The sequence below is a fragment of the Streptomyces yongxingensis genome (assembly GCF_055597465.1).
Map to the genome: position 1 here is coordinate 6,510,503 of NZ_CM145717.1, position 22,214 is coordinate 6,532,716.

At 72.3% G+C, this 22,214-nt stretch carries 19 protein-coding genes; 14 read left to right on the plus strand and 5 right to left on the minus strand.

The features are described from left to right. The first annotated feature begins 94 nt into the window (after nucleotides 1-94). The 3 genes from ACZ6TD_RS28175 (at nucleotide 95) to ACZ6TD_RS28185 (ending at nucleotide 3,323) form a co-directional block, all read left to right on the plus strand. Nucleotides 95-1,621: an aromatic amino acid ammonia-lyase gene (locus ACZ6TD_RS28175; protein ID WP_471342613.1), complete on the plus strand. Its 1,527-nt coding sequence runs from the start codon at nucleotides 95-97 to the stop codon at nucleotides 1,619-1,621. Between the two features lie 106 nt (nucleotides 1,622-1,727). After that, nucleotides 1,728-2,597, plus strand: coding sequence for a MurR/RpiR family transcriptional regulator (locus ACZ6TD_RS28180; RefSeq protein ID WP_471358106.1), 870 nt, complete (start codon nucleotides 1,728-1,730; stop codon nucleotides 2,595-2,597). 138 nt (nucleotides 2,598-2,735) lie between these two features. Beyond that, on the plus strand, nucleotides 2,736-3,323 hold the full coding sequence (locus tag ACZ6TD_RS28185) for a hypothetical protein (RefSeq protein ID WP_471342615.1): 588 nt from the start codon (nucleotides 2,736-2,738) through the stop codon (nucleotides 3,321-3,323). A gap of 218 nt (nucleotides 3,324-3,541) precedes the next feature. Here ACZ6TD_RS28185 and ACZ6TD_RS28190 read toward each other — a convergent pair whose 3' ends face one another. Further along, nucleotides 3,542-4,276, minus strand: coding sequence for an SDR family oxidoreductase (locus ACZ6TD_RS28190; RefSeq protein WP_471342616.1), 735 nt, complete (start codon nucleotides 4,274-4,276; stop codon nucleotides 3,542-3,544). An 89-nt stretch (nucleotides 4,277-4,365) separates the two neighbouring features. Here ACZ6TD_RS28190 and ACZ6TD_RS28195 point away from each other — a divergent pair, with 89 nt between their 5' ends. Beyond that, a complete protein-coding gene (locus ACZ6TD_RS28195; RefSeq protein ID WP_471342618.1) occupies nucleotides 4,366-5,295 on the plus strand; it encodes a LysR family transcriptional regulator in 930 nt (309 codons plus the stop codon). An 87-nt stretch (nucleotides 5,296-5,382) separates the two neighbouring features. Here the strand turns inward: ACZ6TD_RS28195 and ACZ6TD_RS28200 are convergent, their stop codons facing one another. Both ACZ6TD_RS28200 and ACZ6TD_RS28205 read right to left on the minus strand, forming a co-directional pair. Continuing rightward, nucleotides 5,383-6,744: a type III PLP-dependent enzyme domain-containing protein gene (locus tag ACZ6TD_RS28200; RefSeq protein ID WP_471342620.1), complete on the minus strand. Its 1,362-nt coding sequence runs from the start codon at nucleotides 6,742-6,744 to the stop codon at nucleotides 5,383-5,385. Between the two features lie 105 nt (nucleotides 6,745-6,849). Beyond that, nucleotides 6,850-7,866 (minus strand): MDR family NADP-dependent oxidoreductase, encoded by a 1,017-nt coding sequence (locus ACZ6TD_RS28205; RefSeq protein WP_471342622.1) that lies wholly within the window; start codon nucleotides 7,864-7,866, stop codon nucleotides 6,850-6,852. Between the two features lie 233 nt (nucleotides 7,867-8,099). Between ACZ6TD_RS28205 and hutU the strand changes: the two genes are divergently transcribed. The 4 genes from hutU to hutI all read left to right on the plus strand — a co-directional run bounded on the left by hutU (nucleotide 8,100) and on the right by hutI (nucleotide 13,721). Next, nucleotides 8,100-9,761 carry a urocanate hydratase gene (hutU, locus tag ACZ6TD_RS28210; protein ID WP_471342624.1) on the plus strand — a complete coding sequence of 554 codons (1,662 nt, stop codon included), beginning with the start codon at nucleotides 8,100-8,102 and terminating at the stop codon, nucleotides 9,759-9,761. Nucleotides 9,762-9,889: 128 nt separating this feature from the next. Next, entirely contained in the window at nucleotides 9,890-11,077 is a 1,188-nt protein-coding gene (locus ACZ6TD_RS28215) for an allantoate amidohydrolase (protein ID WP_471358109.1), read from the plus strand. Next, nucleotides 11,068-12,498 carry a formimidoylglutamate deiminase gene (locus ACZ6TD_RS28220; protein WP_471342626.1) on the plus strand — a complete coding sequence of 477 codons (1,431 nt, stop codon included), beginning with the start codon at nucleotides 11,068-11,070 and terminating at the stop codon, nucleotides 12,496-12,498. Before ACZ6TD_RS28215 ends, ACZ6TD_RS28220 begins: the two co-directional genes overlap by 10 nt. 44 nt (nucleotides 12,499-12,542) lie before the next feature. Further along, the gene (hutI, locus tag ACZ6TD_RS28225) at nucleotides 12,543-13,721 is read left to right on the plus strand and encodes an imidazolonepropionase (RefSeq protein WP_471342627.1); all 1,179 of its coding nucleotides are present in this window, start codon (nucleotides 12,543-12,545) and stop codon (nucleotides 13,719-13,721) included. Between the two features lie 147 nt (nucleotides 13,722-13,868). Here hutI and ACZ6TD_RS28230 read toward each other — a convergent pair whose 3' ends face one another. Beyond that, nucleotides 13,869-14,816 (minus strand): RNA polymerase sigma factor SigF, encoded by a 948-nt coding sequence (locus ACZ6TD_RS28230; RefSeq protein WP_471342628.1) that lies wholly within the window; start codon nucleotides 14,814-14,816, stop codon nucleotides 13,869-13,871. Between the two features lie 252 nt (nucleotides 14,817-15,068). Here ACZ6TD_RS28230 and ACZ6TD_RS28235 point away from each other — a divergent pair, with 252 nt between their 5' ends. From ACZ6TD_RS28235 to ACZ6TD_RS28260, 6 genes are all read left to right on the plus strand, one after another. Beyond that, nucleotides 15,069-15,437, plus strand: a complete 369-nt coding sequence (locus ACZ6TD_RS28235) for an STAS domain-containing protein (RefSeq protein WP_137978272.1) — start codon at nucleotides 15,069-15,071, stop codon at nucleotides 15,435-15,437. A gap of 183 nt (nucleotides 15,438-15,620) precedes the next feature. After that, nucleotides 15,621-16,130, plus strand: coding sequence for an ATP-binding protein (locus ACZ6TD_RS28240; RefSeq protein WP_191068668.1), 510 nt, complete (start codon nucleotides 15,621-15,623; stop codon nucleotides 16,128-16,130). 169 nt (nucleotides 16,131-16,299) lie between these two features. After that, complete coding sequence (locus ACZ6TD_RS28245; RefSeq protein WP_471342629.1) at nucleotides 16,300-17,049, plus strand: LPXTG cell wall anchor domain-containing protein; 750 nt, start codon at nucleotides 16,300-16,302, stop codon at nucleotides 17,047-17,049. 26 nt (nucleotides 17,050-17,075) lie between these two features. After that, nucleotides 17,076-18,128, plus strand: a complete 1,053-nt coding sequence (locus ACZ6TD_RS28250; protein ID WP_471342630.1) for a COG1470 family protein — start codon at nucleotides 17,076-17,078, stop codon at nucleotides 18,126-18,128. Next, a complete protein-coding gene (locus ACZ6TD_RS28255; RefSeq protein WP_471342632.1) occupies nucleotides 18,125-19,192 on the plus strand; it encodes a hypothetical protein in 1,068 nt (355 codons plus the stop codon). The genes ACZ6TD_RS28250 and ACZ6TD_RS28255 overlap by 4 nt, the downstream gene beginning before the upstream one ends. Before the next feature lies 1 nt (nucleotide 19,193). Continuing rightward, on the plus strand, nucleotides 19,194-20,597 hold the full coding sequence (locus tag ACZ6TD_RS28260) for a hypothetical protein (protein ID WP_471342633.1): 1,404 nt from the start codon (nucleotides 19,194-19,196) through the stop codon (nucleotides 20,595-20,597). Nucleotides 20,598-20,683: 86 nt separating this feature from the next. Here the strand turns inward: ACZ6TD_RS28260 and ACZ6TD_RS28265 are convergent, their stop codons facing one another. After that, complete coding sequence (locus tag ACZ6TD_RS28265) at nucleotides 20,684-22,210, minus strand: peptide MFS transporter (RefSeq protein ID WP_471342635.1); 1,527 nt, start codon at nucleotides 22,208-22,210, stop codon at nucleotides 20,684-20,686. Nucleotides 22,211-22,214: the final 4 nt, after the last annotated feature.

Consider the following 22,214-nt stretch of genomic DNA (forward strand, 5'->3'; position numbering starts at 1 on the left):
GTCTGCGTTAATCACCGGTTACTTCTGCTCGCGATGTGGACGGAGTGCTGGGCGGTTGGCCCAGAAAAGGCGTGTTCGAGAGGGGTTGCCCTGGATGTTGTCTCACATGCTGGATGCTGATCATGCGGCGGCCGACGGCACCGACGGCGCCGACCCGCGGATCACGCTGGACGGCCGGAGCCTACGCGTCGTGGATGTCGTGCGGCTGGCCGACCGTCTCAGCCGGCCCGCCGCGCCCGATCCCACCGCGCTCGCGCTGGCCGAGCGCGCCTGGGAGACCGCGGACCGGCTCGCGGCCACCGGCCGCGTCTACGGGCGCAGCACCGGTGTGGGCGCCAACCGCACCGAGGACGTCGGCCCGGCCGACTCCGACCACGGACTGCGGCTGCTGCGCAGCCACGCCGGCGCGATCGGCGCACCGCTGCCCGGCCGCGAGGTGCGCGCCATGATGGCCGTCCGCGCGAATCAGCTTCTGGCGGGCGGTGCCGGGCTGCGCCCCGCCGTCGTCACCGCGCTCGTCGAGGGCCTCGACAGCGGCGCCCACCCGGTGATCAACGAATACGGCGCGGTCGGCACCGGGGACCTCGCCGCGCTCGCCCAGACCGGTCTCGCGCTCGTCGGCGAGCACCCCTGGGACCTCACCGAGGCCGCCCCGGGCCGTCGCGCCCCCGACCCCATCACGCTCGACAGCAACGACGCCCTGGCGCTCATCAGCAGCAACGCCCTCACTCTCGGCCAGTCCGCGCTCGCCCTCGCCGAGCTGCGGCGGCTGCTGTCCGCGTCGCTCGCCGTGGCCGCGCTCTCGCTGATCGCGGTCGGCGGGTCGTACGAGGCGTACGCCGAACCCGTCCACGCGTCCCGGCCGCACCCCGGCTCCGTCGCGGCCGCCGCCCGGATGCGCGCCCTGCTCGGCGCCCCGCCCCGGCCCACCCCGCCGCTGGGCCGCATACAGGACCCGTACGGCTTCCGCTGTCTGCCGCAGATCCACGGACCGGCGCTGGACGCGGCGGACGCGCTGGAGCGGGTGCTGACCGTCGAGTTCAACGCCGCCGCCGAGAACCCGCTGATCAGCTCCACCGACGAGGCCGCCTACCACCACGGCAACTTCTACGCCGCGCACACCGCCCTCGCCCTGGACCACTTCCGGCTCGCCGCGCTCCAGACCGCCCGGCTCTCCACCGCCCGGCTCGCCGCGCTCAGCGAACCCGACTTCACCCGGCTGCGCCCCTTCCTCGGCGACGCCGCGCCCGCGAGCTCGGGCGTGATGATCCTCGAATACGCGGCGGGGGCGGCCCTCGGCGAGATGCGCGCGGTCTCCCACCCCGCCTCGCTGGGCCACGCCGTGCTCTCGCGCGGGGTGGAGGAACAGGCCAGTTTCGCCTCGCTCGGCGCCCGCCAGACGCTCCGGGTGGCCGACCACTACCGGCTGGTGCTGGGCTGTGAACTGGTCGCTGCCGTACGGGCGTTGCGCCAGCGCGGGCTTGAGCCCGACCCGGAGCTCCCGGCCGGTGTGGCCTTCGCCCTGGCGTCGGAAGTGCTCGATCCCCGGATGGAGGACCGGCCGTTGACGGAGGATGTGGCGGTGGCCGCGCGTCTGCTCGACCGGTTGGCGGGGGCCTGAGGGACGAGGGTACGAGGGTCAGGAGGACGTGATGAGTACGGACCACGGGGTGAGCGACGGGGTGGGCGGTGCGCGGGTGACGCGGGTGGACGAGGACGTCACGGCGATGCCGGCGGGGGTGCCGGGCGGCCCGGCCGCTTCCGGCGTCTCGACCGCCGCCCGGCTCCAGGCGCTCTTCGAGGGCCACCGGCTGACCCCGACCCAGCGGCGGATCGCCCACTGCATGGTGCGGCGGGCCGCGGACGCGCCGTTCCTCTCCAGCGTCGAACTGGCCGAGCTCGCGGGCGTCAGCCAGCCGTCCGTGACCCGCTTCGCGGTCGCCCTCGGCTTCGACGGCTATCCGGCGCTGCGCAAGCATCTGCGCGATGTCGCGCCCGCCGGGCCGGAGGCGGACGAGGGGTCGTACAACGAGTACCAGCAGGCCGTGCAGTCCGAGATCGACAATCTGCGCCACCTCGCCGCCCTGCTGGCCGACCCCGCCCCCGTCGTCCGCGCCGGACGGCTGCTCGCCGCCTCCCGCCCGCTGCCGGTCCTCGGGCTGCGCGCCGCCTCCGCGCAGGCCCGCGGCTTCAGCTACTTCGCGCGCAAGGTCCATCCGGACGTCCGGCTGCTCGACGAGGGCGGCACGATGCTCGACGACCGCGTGGACGCGGCGAAGCGGGCCGGCGCGACGGCGCTGCTGTGCTTCGCGCTGCCGCGGCATCCGCGCGAGGTCGTGGAGGGTCTGGAGTACGCCCGGCAGGCGGGCCTGACCGTGGTCACCGTCGCCGACAGCGCCTTCGCCCCGGTCGCCCGCCACAGCGATCTGCTGCTGCCCGCGGCGGTCGGCACGGGTCTGGCCTTCGATACCGCGTGTGCGCCGATGCTGCTGGGGCGGGTGCTGCTGGAGGCGATGTGCGACGCGCTGCCGGACGCGCAGGCGCGGCTGGAGGAGTTCGACGCGAAGGCGGCGGAGCGGGGCCTGTTCGTGGAGTGAGCCGCGTCTCCGGCCGGGCGTCCGGACCGCTCTGTGTGCCAACCCCCGTCCCTCTCACCGAATTCTCAGGCATCCTGGCTAGATTCCTCGATTCGACAGGGATTTCTTCCGGGATTCACGAGAGTGAGGAGGTCGGGCGTGGGGCGCGGGGCGTATGCGCTGGCACGGGTGGCGGTGATCGTGAGGGCTCCCGCGGGGTGGCTGTGGTGGCCCGGTGTGCTGGCCGCGGGAACCGGGGTGCTGGTGCCGGGGCTGACCGGGCGCCGGATCGGAAGTCTCGCCGGGGCGGCGCTCTTCCTGATCGCGGGGGTCGTGGTGTTCGTGGTGCGCCGGAAGCGGTATCTGGAGCTGGCGCGTGACGCCTCGCGCGCGGGCAAGGCGGTCTTCCTCCAGGACCGCGCGGTGACCGTACGGACCCGGCGGCGCGCCCTGCGGTGGTGGCTGCTGCTGGCCTTCCTCGCCGCGATGGGCTCGTCCTTCGCCGTTCCGGCGGCGGGCGGAATGCTGCTGGCGGGCCTCGGCGCCGGGCTGTGGGCCAAGGCGCTGTGGCTGGGCCGCTGGGAGCGCGCGCACGACGCGCTGCTGTGGGTGCGCACGGATCGGGTGCCTCGGGGACGGCCCGCGGGCAAGGCGGTGGACGGCTACCAGACGACGGGGATCGTGGCCGGCGACGCGGGACCGGGCGGCGCCCGGCGCTCCCGGGCGGTCGCGGCGGCCGCGCGCTGAGGAGGTGCCCCGGCGGGGCTTTCGAGGGCACGCCTGCCCTGGTCAGCACGGGGGAAAGCCCCGCCCATGGCTACGGGGTCAGCGCATGGACGGGGCCGGTTTGTCACGGCCGGGCGGTGGCGCACCCCGTCACGACGTCCGCACGCTTCAACCGCCTGCCCGGTCCCGCACCGAACGTGAACACCGTCCGATCCTGAACGGTGTTCACCTGATCGATGTCACAACTGGGTGCCGCCGCCGTCCACCGCGAGCTCGGCGCCGGTGGTGTAGGTCGCGTCGAAGGCGAGGAAAACGGCGGCACGCGCGACCTCCTCCGGATTCCCTATACGCCGCATCGGAATCTGCGCGGCGAAGCCCGCCAGCATGTCATCCGCCACCTCCGCGCCCAGGTTCTTGTGCAGAATGCCTGTGTCGATGGGCCCCGGGCTCACCGCGTTGACACGTATGCCGCGCGGCAGCAGTTCGCGGGCCCAGGTTCGCGCCATCGACCGGAGGGCCGCCTTGCTCGCCGAGTAGACACTGTGGTCCGACTGCCCCAGCACGTTCGAGATCGAGGTGGTCAGCACCACCCCGCTGCCCTCGGCCAGCAGCGGCAGCAGCCGCTGCAAGGTGAAGTAGGGCCCCTTGGTGTTGGCCGCGAAGATGGCGTCGTACATCTGCTCGGTCATCGCCTCGAACGACATCGAGTCGGTGATGCCCGCATTCAGGAACACCGCGTCCAGTTGACCGAACGCCTCCTCGACCTTCCCCGCCAGGGCGTCGATATCGGCTTTTGAGGTGGCGTCGCTGCGAACCGCGATCAGCCCCTCTTTGCCCGCCGTTTCCAGCGCGGCTTCGTTACGCCCCGTGACCATCACCTGAGCACCCTCGGCCGCCAGCAGACGTGCGATCGACAGGCCGATTCCACTACTGCCACCGGTGACGAGGGCGCGCTTTCCGTCGTAATTTCCCATGTCCCGATTCAAATCCGGGACCGGCGACGGCGTCCAAGACCTGATCCGCAACCCGTCATGCGCGTACTGCATGGGGGTAGGCTCGAACGGTGCGCGTTCCCGGCTCGGACCTCGATCTGCGGCTCGTCGGCTACTTCACGGTCGTCGCGGAGCACGCCAACTTCGGCCGTGCCGCCGCGGTGCTGCACGTCGCGCAGCCGTCCCTGAGCCGCCAGATCCAGCGCCTCGAGGAACATCTGGGCGTGCGCCTGTTCGACCGCACCCCCCAGGGCAGCCGGCTCACCGAAGCCGGTCGCGCTTTTCTGCCGCAGGCTCAGGCGCTGCTCCAAGCCGCCCATCAAGCCGAGCTCACCGCCCGCGCCGCCGGCGACTCGCGCGAGTTCACCATCGGGTACGTCGAGGACTTGGTCATCACTCACGCCGTACGCCGGCTGCGGCACCGACACCCCACGGCCCGCATCCGCACCCGCCACCTGGAGTGGAACGACGCCCACGCCCTCACCGACCGCCGCGTGGACGCCCTGGTCGCCCGCGCCCCACTGCCTTTCCCCGCCGACCGGCTGCGCCTCACCGAGCTGTGGACCGAGCCACGGGTCCTGGTCGTCTCCACGGACCACCGCCTGGCCGGAAAGGAATCGGTGACCGTCGACGACCTCAGCGAAGAAGTTCTGCCGCAATGCCCGAGCGCGGTCCCGCAATGGAGCGACTTCGCCCGCCTGGAGCCGCGCCCGGATGGCGTTCCGGCTCGCAGCGCGCCGATCGACTACGAATCGTTCGAGGACAAGCTCGACCTGGTCGCCGAGGAGCGGACGGTCTTGATTCTGGCCGCCGGCGACCGGCGGCCCCAACTGCGCCCCGGCCTGACCACCGTGCCCATCGAGGGCATCGACCCGGTCCGCGTCGTCCTGGCGACCCGCGCGGCCGATGCCAACCCTCTGATCACCGATTTCCTGAACGCCTGGCCGTCCGACGCACTCGCCCCCGATGCTCGAACGACGCCGAGCGAGCCGAAGCGGTAGCCGCGCGGCGGACCTCGGATCCATACGGCCCGGGCGCACCTCGCGATGTGCATCGCATCGCATCGCGGCGCGCCCGGACGCGGGGCTCTACCGCAGACGGCTCAGGCCCAGCGCGTGCTTGGCGCCGCTCTCGGCCACGATCTCGTCCACCGTCTGGGGCTCCCGTACCGTCGCGAAGCGCACCTCGCCGTCGGCGCTCGTCGCGTCGAAGCCGTAGATCCCCGGGCGGGGCAGGCTGTTGTACGCGAAGTGGTTGGAGAAGTAGTACGCGCCGGTGTCCAGCAGGGCGACCAGGTCGCCCGCCGCCAGCTCCGGCAGGGCCCGGTCGCGCGCGACCAGGTCGCCCGCGAAGCAGCAGGGGCCGGCGATGTCCTGGGGGACCGGGCCGTCACCCGTCTCCGCCTTGGGGCGGCCCTCCGCGTCGTAGGCCAGGACGCGCAGCGGCCAGGCTTCCGGGGCGAAGACCGTACGGGTGGCGAGCTGGGCGCCCGCGTGGGTGACCGCGATCGGGCGGCCGCCCGCGGACTTCGCGTATTCGACCCGGGCCAGCACCAGGCCGGACTTGGCGAGCAGGGACCGTCCGAACTCGGTCACCAGCTTGTACCGCCCGTCGAAGAGCCCCGGCACGGTGGCCCGCAGCAGTTGGGCGTACTCCCGGTAGCCGGGGGTGACGTCGTCGGTGGCGAAGTTCACCGGGAGGCCGCCGCCGATGTCGAGGGCGTCGATCTGCTGCCGGCCGACCGCCTCGTTGATCTCCTCGGCCAGTTCGTAGGCCGCCCGTACGCCCGCCGCCATCAGCTCCAGCGGACAGCCCTGGGAGCCGACGTGTGCGTGCAGCCGGGTCAGCCAGGGGCGCTCGGCGAAGGCGCGCACGACCCACTCGCGCGCCCCCGGGTCCTGGAGGGCGACGCCGAACTTGGAGGTCGCGGTGGCCGTGCTCATCGCGCCTATGCTGCCGCCGCCCACCTGGGGGTTGACCCGCAGGCCCAGGGGCGCGGGCGGGGCCGCGCGGTGCCCCACCAGCGCGTCGAGCCGGTCCAGCTCCTGCGGATTGTCGGCGTTGACGGCGATGCCCAGGTCGAGGGCCTCGCGCAGCTCCGCGGCGGTCTTGGCGGGGGAGTCCAGGACGATCCGGTCGGGCGTCACCCCCGCCGCGCGGGCCAGCGCCAGCTCGCCGGGGCTGGCCACCTCGCAGCCCAGGCCCTCGTCGGCCAGCAGCCGCAGGACGGGGACGAGCGCGGCGGCCTTGACCGCGAAGGCGTGCAGGACGGGGGTGCCGGGCGTGACGACCTCCTCGAAGGCCGCGCGCAGCCCGGCGGCCGCGGAGCGGATCCCGGCCACGTCCAGCAGCCCCACGACGGGCTGGTCCGGGCCGAGCAGCCGCTGCTCCACGGCCGCTCGTACGGCCTGTTCGCGCCGGGTGGCCATCGCAACCGCTTTCGATGTCATGCTTTCAGCCAACCATCCGGAACGGCCGCGGACCAGTTCCCCCCGGGGGCGCTCCGGAGGCGAAGACGTGGGGTCGGGGCGCGCGGCCCCGGCCCCGGCCCGGCCCTACAGCTCCACCAGCACCGCCCCGAGGTGGCGGCCCTCCACCAGCTCACACAGCGCGCCGGGCGCCCGGTCGAGCCCCGTCAGCCGGGTGTACGGATAGGTGAGCGCGCCCTCGCGCAGCGCCCGGCCGAACTCGCTCAGGTACCCGGGCATGGCGTCCTGGTGGTCCACCGCGCTGATGCCGCGCAGCGTGACGCTCCGGGTGATCAGGGCCAGGGTGCTGATCCCGGTCGGGGCCAGCGCGTCGTCGGAGAGCTGCGCGGCCAGCGCGCCGACCAGGGCGAACCGGGCGTTGCGGCGGGCCAGTGCCAGGGCGGCCCGGAGCTGTTCGCCGCCGACGGTGTCGAAGAGGACGTCGATGCCGTCGGGGGCGGCCGCGCGCAACTGTTCCTCGATCGATCCGGCGCCCCGCAGGACGACCGCGTCATAGCCCAGCTCCCGCGTCAGCCGGTCGGCCTTGTGCCGGGAGCCGGTGGAGCCGATGACCCGCTCGGCGCCGTGCAGCCGGGCGAACTGCCCGGCCAGGGAGCCCACTCCGCCCGCCGCGCCGGTGACGAACACCGTGTCGCCGCGCCGCACCCCGGCCCCGCGCACCACCCCAAGCCAGGCGGTGAACCCCTGCGAGAGATGGGCGGCGGGGTCCGGCAGCGCCTCGGGGTCGACGGGCGAGACCTCGGGTGCGTTCAGGACCGCGTACTCGCGCCAGCCCGCGCGGTGGCGGACGAGGGTCCCGGGGGCGAGATCCGTGCCCGGCGCCCGGACCACCTCGCCGAGGGCCGCGCCCCGCATCACCTCGCCGGGCTTGTGCAGTAGCTGGGGGAGGCCGAAGGCGTCCGGGTCGGCGAGCGTGAGCGGGCGCATCACGGCGGCGACGCTCATCAGCCGGTTGCGCACCAGCACCTGACCGGGGCCGGGGGTGGGTACGGGAGCGGTGACGACCTCGAAGTGACCGGGGGTGAGCACCCCATCGGGCAGGGCCGCCAGACGGACCTCGCGGTGGGTGGCGGGGAGGGACACGCAGGGCTCCTCGGCGGGCGTGGGGGACACGACCTGGTGACGCTACCCCCTGGCGCCGGGCCGGGTTGGCCGCGACCAGCACGATGAGCCCGCGCCGCTGAACCACCTGGGCGTATGCGGAGCCCCACGGTATTGACTAGTCATATTCATCGGCATCAAGATGTGAATAACTCGATCCAGTCGATCCTGGTCGATCCAGTCGAACCAGTCGATGGCACAGGGAGGCTTGGCCCATGACAGGACCGCGACCCGTACGGGCGCCGCGTGGTGCAGAGCTCAGCGCCCGGGGGTGGCAGCAGGAAGCCGCCCTGCGGATGCTGCAGAACAACCTCGATCCGGAGGTCGCCGAGCACCCCGACAAGCTCGTCGTCTACGGCGGCACCGGTAAGGCGGCCCGCGACTGGCGCTCGTTCGACGCCATGGTCCGCACCCTGCGCACGCTGAAGCAGGACGAGACGATGCTGGTCCAGTCGGGCCGCCCCGTGGGCGTCATGCAGACCCACGAATGGGCGCCGCGGGTGCTGATCGCCAACTCCAACCTGGTCGGCGACTGGGCCAACTGGGAGGAGTTCCGCCGCCTGGAGGCGCTGGGCCTGACCATGTACGGCCAGATGACCGCGGGCTCCTGGATCTACATCGGCACCCAGGGCATCCTCCAGGGCACGTACGAGACCTTCGCCGCGGTCGCCGCGAAGAAGTTCGGCGGCACCCTGGCCGGGACGATCACCCTCACCGCGGGCCTCGGCGGCATGGGCGGCGCCCAGCCGCTGGCGGTCACCATGAACGACGGCGTCGCGATCTGCGTCGACTGCGATCCGCGCGCCATCGAGCGCCGTATCGACCACCGCTACCTGGACGTCCGCGCCGACAGCCTGGACCACGCGCTCCAGCTCGCGACCGAGGCCCGGGACGCCCGGCGCCCCCTGTCGATCGGTGTGCTGGGGAACGCGGCCGAGCTGGTCCCGCAGCTCCTCGCGATGAACGCCCCGATCGACATCGTCACCGACCAGACCAGCGCCCACGACCCGCTGTCGTACCTGCCGACCGGCGTGGACTTCGACGAGATGGCCTCGTACGCCACCGAGAAGCCCGCCGACTTCACCCAGCGGGCGCGCGAGTCGATGGCCCGGCACGTCGAGGCCATGGTCGGCTTCATGGACGCGGGCGCCGAGGTCTTCGACTACGGCAACTCCATCCGCGGCGAGGCCAAGCTGGCGGGCTTCGAGCGCGCCTTCGCCTTCCCCGGCTTCGTCCCCGCCTACATCCGGCCGCTCTTCTGCGAGGGCAAGGGCCCCTTCCGCTGGGCGGCCCTGTCCGGCGACCCGAAGGACATCGCGGCCACGGACAAGGCGATCCTGGAGCTCTTCCCGGAGAACGAGTCGCTGGCCCGCTGGATCAAGATGGCGGAGGAGCGGGTCCACTTCCAGGGGCTGCCCGCCCGCATCTGCTGGCTCGGCTACGGCGAGCGTGACAAGGCGGGCGAGCGCTTCAACGAGATGGTCGCCGACGGCACGCTCGCCGCACCGCTGGCGATCGGCCGCGACCACCTGGACTGCGGCTCGGTGGCCTCCCCGTACCGCGAGACCGAGGCCATGCTGGACGGCTCGGACGCGATCGCCGACTGGCCGCTGCTCAACGCCATGGTCAACGTCGCCTCGGGCGCCTCCTGGGTCTCCATCCACCACGGCGGCGGCGTCGGCATGGGCCGCTCGATCCACGCGGGCCAGGTCACGGTCGCCGACGGCACGGCGCTCGCGGGCGAGAAGATCCGCCGCGTGCTGACGAACGACCCCGGCATGGGCGTCATCCGCCACGTGGACGCGGGCTACGACCGAGCGGACGAGGTAGCGCGGGAACGAGGCGTGCGGATCCCGATGCGCGAGGACGAAGCGTGAGCGACGATCGTCATCCGGTCGCGGAAACCCATGCGGGGGGTGGGGCGCCGTCGCCGACCGCGGGTGCGGGTGTGCCCACCCGTTCCGCCCCCGCGGAACGACTGCCCACACCCGTTTCCTTCCACGAGATGTGGGCGGACCTGAAGCCCGTCGGCCGCGACACGGCAACGAACGGCTACCGCCGCTACGCCTGGACGGAAGCGGACGCCGACTGCAGAACGTGGTTCAAGGAGCAAGCCCAGAACCGCGGCCTCACCTACGAAGTGGACCGCAACGGCAACCAGTGGGCCTGGCTGGGTGACCCCACCGCGGGAGACGCCGTCGTCACCGGCTCCCACCTCGACTCCGTCCCCGACGGCGGCGCCTTCGACGGCCCGCTGGGCGTCGTCTCCTCCTTCGCCGCCCTCGACGAGCTACGCGCACGGGGCGCCCGCCCCGCCAAACCGCTCGCCATCGTCAACTTCGGCGACGAGGAGGGCGCCCGCTTCGGCCTGGCCTGCGTCGGCTCCCGGCTGACGAGCGGGCAGCTCAGCGTCGCGCAGGCGCATGAGCTGCGCGACGCGGACGGGTTGAGCCTTCCCCAGGCGATGGAGCGCGCCGGTTACGACCCGGACGCCATCGGCCCCGACCCGGAGCGGCTGGCCCGCATCGGCGCGTTCGTCGAGCTGCACATCGAGCAGGGGCGCGCCCTCGCGGACACCGCCGACCCCGTGGGCGTCGCCTCCGCGATCTGGCCGCACGGCCGCTGGCGGTTCGACTTCCACGGCGAGGCCAACCACGCCGGGACGACCCGGATCGAGGACCGCCGCGATCCGATGCTCACCTACGCCAACACCGTCCTCGCCGCCCGCAAGAAGGCAAAGCTCGCCGGGGCGCTGGCGACCTTCGGCAAGGTCAGCGTCGAGCCCAACGGGGTCAACGCGATCGCGAGCCTGGTCCGCGGCTGGCTGGACTCGCGCGCCGCCGACGAGGAGACCCTGGCCGCCGTGGTCGGCGAGATCGAGCGCGCCGCGGTCGAGCGCGGACAGCGCGACGGGGTGGACGTCCGGATCACCCGGGAGTCCTTCACCCCGGTCGTCGAGTTCGCCCACGATCTCCGGGACCGGCTGTCCGGGCTGCTGGGCGGTGTCCCGGTGCTGCCCACCGGGGCCGGGCACGACGCCGGCATTTTGTCCGCGTCCGTTCCGACGGCCATGCTGTTTGTAAGGAACCCCACCGGCGTCTCGCATTCGCCCGCGGAGACGGCGGGCGAGGACGATTGCCTCGCCGGTGTGGCCGCACTCGCGGAGGTACTGGAGGGCCTGGCGTGTCACTGACGGCGCAGACGTACTGGGCGGAGCACGCCTGGGTGGACGGAAGCGTGCGGTCGGACGTGGTGATCGTGGCCGCGGCCAATGGGCGGATCACGGCGGTGGTGCCCGGGAGTCCGCGGCCGCCCGCCGGGTCCGTCACGCTCCGTGGTCTGACGCTCCCCGGCCTGGCCAACGCCCACAGCCACGCCTTCCACCGGGCCCTGCGCGGTGTCGTCCAGGCGGACGGCAGAGCGGACGGCACGGCGGACGGCGAGCCGGGAGGCGAGGCGAACGGCCGGCCGGACCAGCGGCGCAAGGGCGCGCCGGACTCCTTCTGGACCTGGCGCGAGGTGATGTACGGCGTCGCCGACCGGCTGACCCCGGACAGCTACTTCGAGCTGGCCCGTGCCGTGTACGCCGAGATGGCCATGGCCGGGATCACCTGCGTCGGGGAGTTCCACTACCTCCACCACGCGCCCGGCGGCGCCCGCTACGGCAACCCCAACGCGATGGGGGAGGCCCTGATCGCGGCCGCGGCCGAGGCCGGTATCCGGATCACCCTGCTCGACACCTGCTATCTCTCCTCCGGTTTCGGGGCCGAGCCCAACGAGCACCAGTTGCGCTTCTCCGACGGCACGGCCGAAGCCTGGGCCGAGCGGGTCTCCGGGCTGAAGGGCGACGGCAACACCCGCATCGGCGCGGCGATCCACTCGGTGCGGGCCGTCCCCGTCGACCAGCTGGCGACCGTGTCCGGCTGGGCCGACGAGCACACGGCGCCCCTGCACGTCCACCTCTCCGAGCAGACGGCGGAGAACGACGCCTGTGTGGAGGCACACGGCTTCACCCCCACCCGGCTGCTCGCCGACCACGGGGTGCTGGGCCCGCGGACCACCGCCGTGCACGCCACCCACCTCACCCCGGGCGACATCCGGCTGCTGGGCCACGCGTCCACCGGCGTCTGTATGTGCCCGACCACCGAGCGTGACCTCGCTGACGGGATCGGCCCGGCCGTCGAGCTGCAGAGCGCGGGCTCACCGCTCTCGCTGGGCAGCGACAGCCATGCCGTGATCGACATCCTGGAGGAGGCCCGCGCCATGGAGCTCGACGAGCGGCTGCGCACCCGCGCCCGGGGCCACTGGACCGCGGCCCAGCTCCTGCGGGCCGCCACCGCGGACGGTCATGCGGCGCTCGGCTGGGGCGCGGAGGCGGGCCGGATCGAGGTGGGGGCGCTCGCCGACCTCACCACGATCGCGCTGGACTCGGTGCGCACCGCGGGGCCGCCGCCCCGGCTGGGCGCGGAGACCGCCGTATTCGCGGCGACCAGCGCGGATGTCCGGCACACCGTGGTCGGCGGCCGCCATGTCGTACGGGACGGCGCCCATCAGCTCGTCCCGCGCGTGCCGCAAGCGCTGGCCGAGGCCATCGAAGCCCTGCACGGACCGTGATCCGGCCGCTACCGGCACGGCCGACGAAGGAGAGCACCCCCACGATGACGACCGCGACGCCCACGACGGCCATCACCGACATCGCCACTCTGGTCACCAATGACCCCTCCCTCGGTGAAGGCCCCCTCGGTCTGATCCGGGACGCGGCCGTCGTCATCGACGGCGACCGCATCGCCTGGGTCGGTGAGTCCAGCAAAGCACCCGCCACCGACAACCGGGTCGACGCCGGTGGCCGGGCCGTCCTTCCGGGCTTTGTGGACTCCCACTCCCATCTGGTCTTCGCGGGCGACCGGACCGAGGAGTTCAACGCCCGGATGTCCGGCCGCCCGTACAGCGCCGGCGGGATCCGCACCACCGTGGCCGCCACCCGTGCCGCCTCGAACAACGTGCTGCACGCCAACGTCGGCCGCTATGTGGCCGAGGCGCGCCGCCAGGGCACCACGACCGTCGAGATCAAGTCCGGGTACGGGCTGACCTCGCAGGACGAGGCCCGCGCCCTGACCATCGCCGGTGCCCACACCGACGAGGTGACCTTCCTCGGGGCGCATATCGTCGCCCCCGAGTTCGCCGACGACCCGGCCGGGTACGTGGATCTGGTCACCGGCCCGATGCTGGACGCCTGCGCCCCGCACGCCCGCTGGATCGACGTCTTCTGCGAGCAGGGCGCCTTCGACGGCGACCAGGCCCGCGCCATCCTGACCGCGGGCAAGGAGCGCGGGCTGATCCCGCGGGTCCACGCCAACCAGCTCTCCTACGGCCCCGGGGTGCAACTCGCGGTCGAGCTGGGCGCCGCCTCCGCCGACCACTGCACCCATCTGACCGACGAGGACGTCGACGCGCTGGCCCAGGGGGAGACGGTGGCCACGCTGCTCCCCGGGGCGGAGTTCTCCACCCGCTCGACCTATCCGGACGCGCGCCGGCTGCTCGACGCGGGCGTCACGGTCGCCCTGTCCCCGGACTGCAACCCGGGCTCGTCCTTCACCAGCTCGATGCCGTTCTGCGTCGCCCTGGCCGTACGGGAGATGGGGATGACGCCGGACGAGGCGGTGTGGGCCGCCACGGCCGGTGGGGCGCGGGCCCTGCGCCGTACCGACGTGGGCCGGGTGAGCCCGGGCGCCCGCGCCGATCTGGCGCTGCTGGACGCGCCGTCCCATGTGCACCTCGCCTACCGCCCCGGCGTGCCCCTGGTCTCGGCGGTGTGGCACGAGGGCACCCTGATCTGACGGCACGGCACGGCCGGGTGACGGCACGGCACGGCAGGGTGTGGTGCGCGAATGAGCGCACTGTGGAGACACGCACAAGCGCGGGGCACACGAATAAGGGCCCGTCCCGGTGATCCGGGGGCGGGCCCTTATCCGTCTGCGGAGGCGTCACTCCTCGATCATCAGACCCTTGCGGAGCCGACGGAGGGTGCGCGACAGCAGCCGCGAGACATGCATCTGGGAGATGCCCAGCTCCTCACCGATCTCCGACTGCGTCATATTGGCCACGAAGCGCAGGGAGAGGATCTTCCGGTCGCGGGCGGGCAGATCGGCGATCAGCGGCTTCAAGGACTCGACGTACTCGATGCCTTCGAGCCCGTGGTCCTCGTATCCGATCCGGTCCGCCAGCGCGCCCTCGGAGTCGTCCTCCTCCGGCTGGGCGTCCAGCGAGCTCGCGGTGTACGCGTTGCTCGCGGCCATGCCCTCGACGACCTCGGCCGGGCTGATGTCCAGCCGCTGGGCCAACTCGCCGACGGTGGGGGCGCGGTCGAGCCGCTGGGCCAGCTCGTCGCCGGCCTTGGCCAGGTCGAGACGGAGCTCCTGCAGCCGCCGCGGCACGCGCACCGACCAACTGGTGTCGCGGAAGAAGCGCTTGATCTCACCGACGATCGTCGGCATCGCGAAGGTCGGGAACTCCACGCCCCGGCCGGCCTCGAAGCGGTCGATGGCCTTGATCAGGCCGATGGTGCCGACCTGGACGATGTCCTCCATCGGCTCGCTGCGGGAGCGGAACCGGGAGGCGGCGAACTTGACCAGCGCCAAGTTGAGCTCGACCAGGGTGTTACGCACATAGGCGTACTCGTGGGTGCCTTCCTCCAGCACCTCGAGACGTTCGAAGAGGGTCTTCGACAGAGCCCTCGCGTCCACCGGTGTCACCGTGTCATACGGGGGGATTTCCGGCAGATCGGACAATTCCGGCAGTTCATCGAAGAGATGGCCAACGGTCGCCGGGGCGTCAACGTCGGGGGTGAACTGCTCGGGCAGGGGGGCCGACGAAACGGTGGTCCGAGTACTCCCCGAGGGTTCGGTACGCGTGTCGTCGAGGCGGGGTGACATAGTCTCCTCCATCGTTCTTCGGCATATGGCTGCCGGTGCCATAACGTGCTGCTCCGGTGAGCGGCGCCTCCAAAGCCGGCCGTAAGCGGGTGTGAACCTCTAGCCCTACCTGCATCGGCCACCAAGTGGCAAGTCCACGTTGTCCATATTTGCCGAACTATGCGAAATGTTCGGCTACCGGAGCGGCGGGTAGAAGGCGTAGGGTTCGATGCGCGCAATCGAAAGCAACGAGACGCCAGAAGAGGTGCGCAGATGGACCGCGGGATGGTCGGCAGCGCCAGCAAGGGCCGGCTTCAGGTCGAGGTTCGGCACCACGGGGCGAGTGCGGTCGTCACGCCGGTGGGTGAGCTGGACCACCACACCGCCGAGGTGCTGCGCGAGCCGCTGGAGAAATGCGTGGAGGGGGGACGTGTCCGGCTGGTGGTGGACTGCTCGAAGCTGGAGTTCTGCGACTCCACCGGGCTCAACGTCCTCCTCGGCGCGCGGCTCAAGGCCGAGGCCGAAGGCGGCGGCGTCCACCTGGCCGGAATGTTGCCGATCGTTGCCCGGGTGTTCGAGATCACGGGCGCGGACGCCGTCTTTACCGTGCATGAGTCGCTTGACGCCGCCCTTGTCGAGTGACATAGCTCACTCCTGTTTCCGGCGTGTCATCGATGGGTCATCGATGCGTTGCCCGCGTCACATCGGTGGGGCGGAAGTAGTGGGTGTTCTCACGCTATGGCCGGGCAGGAGACAGGCTGAAACTGTTGAAGAGATCAGGTATCCCTTGTCCCTGAATCGGTGAATCGGTGAGGTGAAGCGCTGATGAGCACCACCCGGCCGTACCCGCCGGGCGACCGCGGCCCGGACCCGGACGGCCCTGCGGCTTCGGCCTCCCCACCGGCACCCCCGACCGCCGGCCCCATCCGTCAGATCCGCAGGCTCCATCTGATCGGTGCCAGCGGTGCCGTGCCGCGCGCCCGCGACTTCACACGCGAGGCGCTGCGCGACTGGGGGTGGCTTCCGGCCGCGACCGCCGACCACCGGGCCGCCGCCGAGGATGTGCTGCTCGTCGTCTCCGAACTGGTCACCAACGCCTGTCTGCACGCCGACGGCCCCGAGGAACTGCGCGTCAGCTGCAACGCCAAAGTGCTCCGTCTCGAGGTCGTGGACCTCGGCACCGGTACGCCCGCGCCGCGTACCCCGCACCGCGCCGGACGGCCCGGCGGCCACGGCATGTTCATCGTCCAGCGGCTGTGCCTGGACTGGGGGGTCGTGCGGAACGTGGAGGGAACCGGTAAGACGGTCTGGGCCGAACTCGCCGCGCCGGGCTGAAGAGCACGGCTCCGGCCCCACCATCCCGCTTTCACCCTCCTTCCCCCGCCCCACGCCGATCCGGCGTGCTCTTTGTCTTCCCTTGGCAAGGTCCCCGGCGTACCGTCAGCGCCCAATCTGATGTGCCGTCAGTTACATCCGGCTGCGGCGCTTGACGAGAGGGGAACTCGTGGTGTCCCACAACCAACGCCGTCCGTCCGGCCGTGGCGGCGCCCTCACGCTCGCGGCGGCCCTGGCGGGCTCCGTGGTACTCCTCACCGCCCCGGCCGCGCACGCCGACACCGTGGACGTCGACTACCAGTGCAAGACGCCGATCGGCGACAAGAGCGCCGTATCGCCCATCGACATCAAGAGCGTCGCGAGCGGCGGCTCCTACAAGCTCACGATGTCCTTCCAGAAGGGCGTCTCCTCCAGCCCCGTCGAGCTCGGCAAGGGCGCCATGCACCCCAGCGCGCTCATCAAACTGGGCGGAGCGGAGAGCGGCACGGTATCGGTGTCGGGCCCCACCAATGACAAGGCCATCCCCGCCAACACCCCGATCAAGATCAGTGACCTGTCGGGCACCTACACCCCCAAGAAGAGCGGAAAGGTCACCTTCACCGCCTCCACCCTCACCATCAAGGCGCTGGGCACGACCACCACCTGTACCCCCGGCAACAACCCCAAGCCCTCGCTGACGCTGGACGTCAAGGCCGCGGGCGGCGGCGGAGACTCCGGCTCCACCGGCGGTACGGGCGGCAGCAGTACGGGCGGAACGGGCGGCTCCGGCGGTGCCCAGGGCGGCTCCGGCAACGACCAGCTACCGCAGACCGGACCGACGGACTCCGCCGTCGCGCTCGGCACCCTCGGCGGCACGGTGCTGCTCGCCGGAGTGGCCGGGGCGCTCTGGCTGACCCGCCGTCAGCGTCCCACCCCCTGACCCGCGCGGCAGCCGAGGAGCCGCCGATGCCGTCGCGTATCCGTGCCGCGGTCCATGCCGTCATCCGCCCGGCCGTCCGTGCAGCCGTACCCCGGGCCGTGTGGATAGCCGTACGCCCGGCCGTCCGTGCAGCCGTACGCCGGGCCGTGTGGGCAGCTGCCCGCCCCGCCGTCCGTGTGGCCGTCCGCGCCTGTGCCGTGCCCCTGCTGTTGGCCTCCCCGGTGAGCCCCGTGTCGTGGGCCTCCCCGGCGGCCGCCGCCGGGGAGGACTGGTCGGCGGCCCCCGCCGCCGGGGGCGGCGGCGCACCGGGCGCGGGCGACCGGCCGTACATCTATCTCGAAGGCGGGCCCGGCGCCGTCCTCGAGGACAAGCTCTCGGTCACCAACCGGAGCGGGCATCCACGCACCGTCCGGCTGCGCGGCGGCGACGGCGCCCGGATCGCGCTCGCCGAACGTCGGGTGACGGTGCCGCCCCGCACCCGCGCCGACATCCCCTTCACCGTCACCGTCCCCTCCGACGCGGCGCCCGGTGAGCACCCCGGCGCGGTCATGGTCTCCTCCGGCGGCCGGGAGATCGCGGTCCGGCTGCGGCTGCGGATCAGCGGCGCGACGCTGTCCGCCCTCTCCGTCGAGGACGTGACGGTCCAGGACCGCGGCGGCGGGGCGGCCATCCGCTACGCCCTCGTCAACCGCGGCAACACCGTGCTCACCCCACGGCTGGCCGTACGCGCCGACGGGCTCTTCGGCCAGGTGCTGCGCCGGGCCCCCCGCACCCTGCCGGTCGAGCTGCCGCCGGGCAAACGGGTCCGGCTCACCGAGAGCTGGCCGGACCCGCCCGCCGTCGACTCGGTGGACGTAACGCTCACCGTCACCGCGGGCGGGGGCGCGCACGCCACGGCGACCGCCGGATACACGGCCGTCCCGTGGTGGCTGCTCGCGCCGGTGGCGACCGTCTTGGCGGGCGCCGGGGGAGGCGTCCGGCTGCTGCGCAGACGACGCCGACGCCGCACACCGCGATCGCAGCCGCAGCCGGAACCGCAGCCGCAACCGCGGCGCACAGGGGCAGGAGCGACCACGTGAACGCACCCCGACACCCAGGCACCCCGGCCCGGCCCTCCGCCGTGGTCACCGTGCTGGCCCTGGTCCTCATCACCCTCGGCGCGCCCCTTACGGGCGGCGCCGCGGCGGCCGAGGGCCCGACCGCGAAGCTCTCCAAGGCCGAGGCGGGCACGGGCGGGACGGTCACCGTGACCGGCGCCCGATGGCGGCCGCGTGCCCTGCTCACCCTGCTCATCTGCGGGCAGAACATGATCGGCGGCACCAACTCGTGCGCCAACGGCGACGGCAGGGCGGTCACCGTCGGCAAGGACGGCACCTTCACCAAGAAGCTGCCGGTGTCCGAGCCGCCCAAACCCTGCCCCTGTGTCATCCATATAGCGACCGTCACCGGCGAAGCCGCCGCCGCGGACGTGGCGTTCAAGGTCGCCGGACACCCGGTCGCGCCGCTGCCGAAGGAGCAGACCGGGGGCGAGCGGCTGAGCGTGCTCTCGGCCCGGCTCGACGGCTCCAGCGGGCTGCTGACCTGGTTCGGCGCGCCGCCGAGGCGACGGCTCGTGGTCACCGTCGGCAACCTCGGCTCGACCCCGGCCCGCGACCCGGTCTTCGAGGTGGGCACCTCGCACGGCGTCTTCGCCCCCTCCTGGGAGGAGCAGCGCTGGCGGGGGACGATCCAGCCGGGGAAGAAGGCGCAGGTCAAGCTGGACGTCGAACTGTCCGCCGGGGCCCATGGCGACTATCTGGTCTCACTGCGCTACGGCCACAAGCTGCTCGTCGAACAGCCGTGGGCGGTGGGACGGCCCTGGGGCGTCACGCTCTTCTGGGTCCTGCTGTGCGTGGTGGTCTCGGCGACGGTCTTCCGGATCGGCATGGCCGTCGTGGACAAGGTGCGGCCCCGTACGGCGCGGACCGTGCCACCACCGCCCCCGCTCCCGCCCTCGTCGCCGCCGTCCGGACCGGCCGCGGCGGACGGCGCACCGCCGGCGCTGCCCTGGTTCACCCCGGACACCGCGCCGGAGGTACGGCCGCACCACCAGATTTCCGCACCGACCGAGGAGATCCGACCGACCCCGAAAGGAACCACGTGAGATGCGACCAAGAGTGAGTGCGGCCGCCGTCGCGCTGCTGCTCGGCGGTGCGGGCGTGCTGCTCGGCGCGGGCAGCGCGGAGGGCGCCGAGGTCTCGTACCAGACCGAGTGCTTACCGCCCCCCATCTCCGGTCTGCCCCCGGTGGAGGGCACCACGACCGTGGCCGTGACGGCACCGGAGACGGCGAAGGTCGGGGACGAGGTCGAGGTGGTGTGGAAGACGGTGCAGGCCGCCTCCAAGAACCCGCCCATCCTCGACCTGGAGGCCGACACCGTGCTGCCGACCGGCACCATCACGGTGGGCGGCGCCCAGACCGGCGAACTGGCCATGGAGGGGCCGCGGGAGAACCCGGCGATCCCCAAGGGCGGTGAGATGAAGCTCTCCGACATGAAGGGGAAGCTGAAGCTCACCAAGGCGGGAGAGGTGACGCTGACGCCCGGCGGCTACAACATCAACGTCAGCAAGCCGCTGTCCACGGACACCAAGTGCTCGGCGAAGGAGGCCGTCAAGGCCGCCGCGACCATCAAGGTGACGGACGGCGGCGGCGGTCCGGGCGGCACGACCAGCGGTACCACGAGTGGCACCACGAGCGGGACGACCAGCGGTACCACGAGCGGCACCACCAGCGGTACGACGAGCGGGACGACCAGCGGCACCACAAGTGGCACCACGAGCGGCACGACCGGTGGGACGACGAGCGGCACGACCGGCGGCACCACCGGTGGCGGGGACGGCGGAGGCGATTCCTACACCGGTAAGGAGGTTCAGGTCGCCTACGCCTGCAAGACCCCCATCGGCGACAAGAACGCGACCTCCCCGGTGCAGATCAACGCCACCAAGAGCGGCGGGAACTTCGAGCTGACCGTGAAGTTCGGCAAGTCCGTGATGGACAGCCCGGCCGACATCCCCGCCGGTTCGGTCAAGCCGTCGATGGCCGTCAAGGTCGGCGGCGCGGACAAGGGCACCGTGGCCGTGGCCGGGCCGACCAACAAGGGGCCCATCAAGTCCGGCGATCCGATCGAGATCCCCGACCTCACCGGCACCTACAAGCCGGGTGCGAGCGGCAAGTCGACGCTCACCCCCGGGGTGCTGACGGTCAAGGCGCTCGGTACGACCACCACCTGCACCCCGTCCAAGGACCCCGGCGTCTCGCTGGAACTGGACACCACCGGCCAGCCCGGCGGCACCACCGGCGGTGACTCGACCGGCGGCGGCAGCGGCTCCGGTGGCGGCACCTCGGGCAGCACCGGCGGTTCGGCCACCAGCGGCGGGCTCGCCGACACCGGTGCCAGTGACCACGGCGGGCTGAAGGCGCTCGCCCTGATCGCCGGTACCACCGTGCTGCTCGGCGGCGCCATCTTCACCCTCACCCCGTGGCGCAAGCTGCGCGGCACCACCCGCTGAACCGGCCCCTACGAAAACCCTCAGGAAAGACGAGGGGCCCGGCGCGGATCTCCCCGCGCCGGGCCCCTCGTGACCTCTTACGGACGTCAGTGGACGTCGGCCATCAACGCCCCGACCTTCTTCCGGTACATGAAGACCGCGAAGCCCGCGAGGGCCGCCATCGTCGCCTCCAGCGTGATCACCCCGACCCCGCTCAGGTCGACCCCGGCGATGGACAGCAGGCCCGTGACGCAGTCGCCCGCGGTCACGGCCAGGAACCACACGCCCATGAGCTGGCTGGCGTACTTCGCGGGCGCCATCTTGGTGGTCACCGACAGGCCGACCGGCGAGAGGCACAGCTCACCCATCGTCTGGATCAGGTAGATCGACACCAGCCACAGCGGGCTGACCTTGGTCCCGTCCGAGGCCGTCTGCATCGGCAGCACGAAGACGAAGAACGACACGCCGATCATGACCAGGCCGAAGGCGAACTTCAGCGTGGTGTTCGGCTCCCGGTCACGCCGCGCGAGCCACAGCCACAGCCAGGCGAAGACCGGGGCCAGCGCCATGATCAGCAGCGGGTTCACCGACTGGAACCACGAGGATGGGAAGTGCAGCCCGAAGATCGTGTCCGCGGTCTTGGTCTCGGCGAAGGCGGACAGCGTCGAACCGCCCTGGTCGAAGATCATCCAGAACACGGCGGCGGCCGCGAAGAACCAGATGTAGCCGCTCACCTTGGTCTGCTCGACCGCCGAGAGCTCCCGGTCGCGCTTGATCCGGATCAGCACCCCGGTCGGGATGATCAGGCCGAGGACGGTGATCGGGATCAGTACCCAGTTGAGGGTCCAGCTCCCGCTGAGCACCACACCGGTGTAGAAGACCGCGGCCACGATCAGCCAGCTCATCGCCTTGCGCAGCCAGGACCGGCGCTCCTCGGCCGCCAGCGGGGTCGGCACGGTGCTGCTCTCCGGGCTCAGGTGGCGGGTGCCGATCAGGAACTGGACCAGGCCCAGCGCCATGCCGAGGGCGGCGAGCGCGAAGCCCAGGTGCCAGTTGTACGACTGGCCGACGGTGCCGATCACCAGGGGAGCGGCGAAGGCACCGAGGTTGATGCCGATGTAGAAGATGGTGAAGCCGCCGTCCCGGCGCGGGTCCTGCGGACCGTCGTAGAGCTGGCCCACCATCGTCGAGATATTGGCCTTGATCAGACCGGAGCCGAGCGCCACCAGGCCGAGGCCGGCGAAGAAGGTCGCCTGACCGGGGACGGAGAGCGCCAGATGCCCGGCCATGACGATGCCGGACGCGATCACCACCGTCTTGCGCGGACCCCAGACCCGGTCGCCGAACCAGCCGCCCGGCATGGCCAGCAGATAGACCATGGCCAGGTACACCGAGTAGATGGCCACCGCGTTGCCCTCGGTCATCCCGAGTCCGCCGCCCTGCCCGCCGTCCTTGGCGTCGGGGCCACCGGAGATCAGATAGACCACGAGGAGGGCCCGCATGCCGTAGAAGCTGAACCGCTCCCACATCTCGATCATGAAGAGAGTGGCCAGGCCGCGGGGGTGGCCGAAGAAGGTTTTGCCGCCGGCAGGGGTCTCCTGCGCGGTGGCGCCCTTCGTCAGGCTGGACGCCATGGTG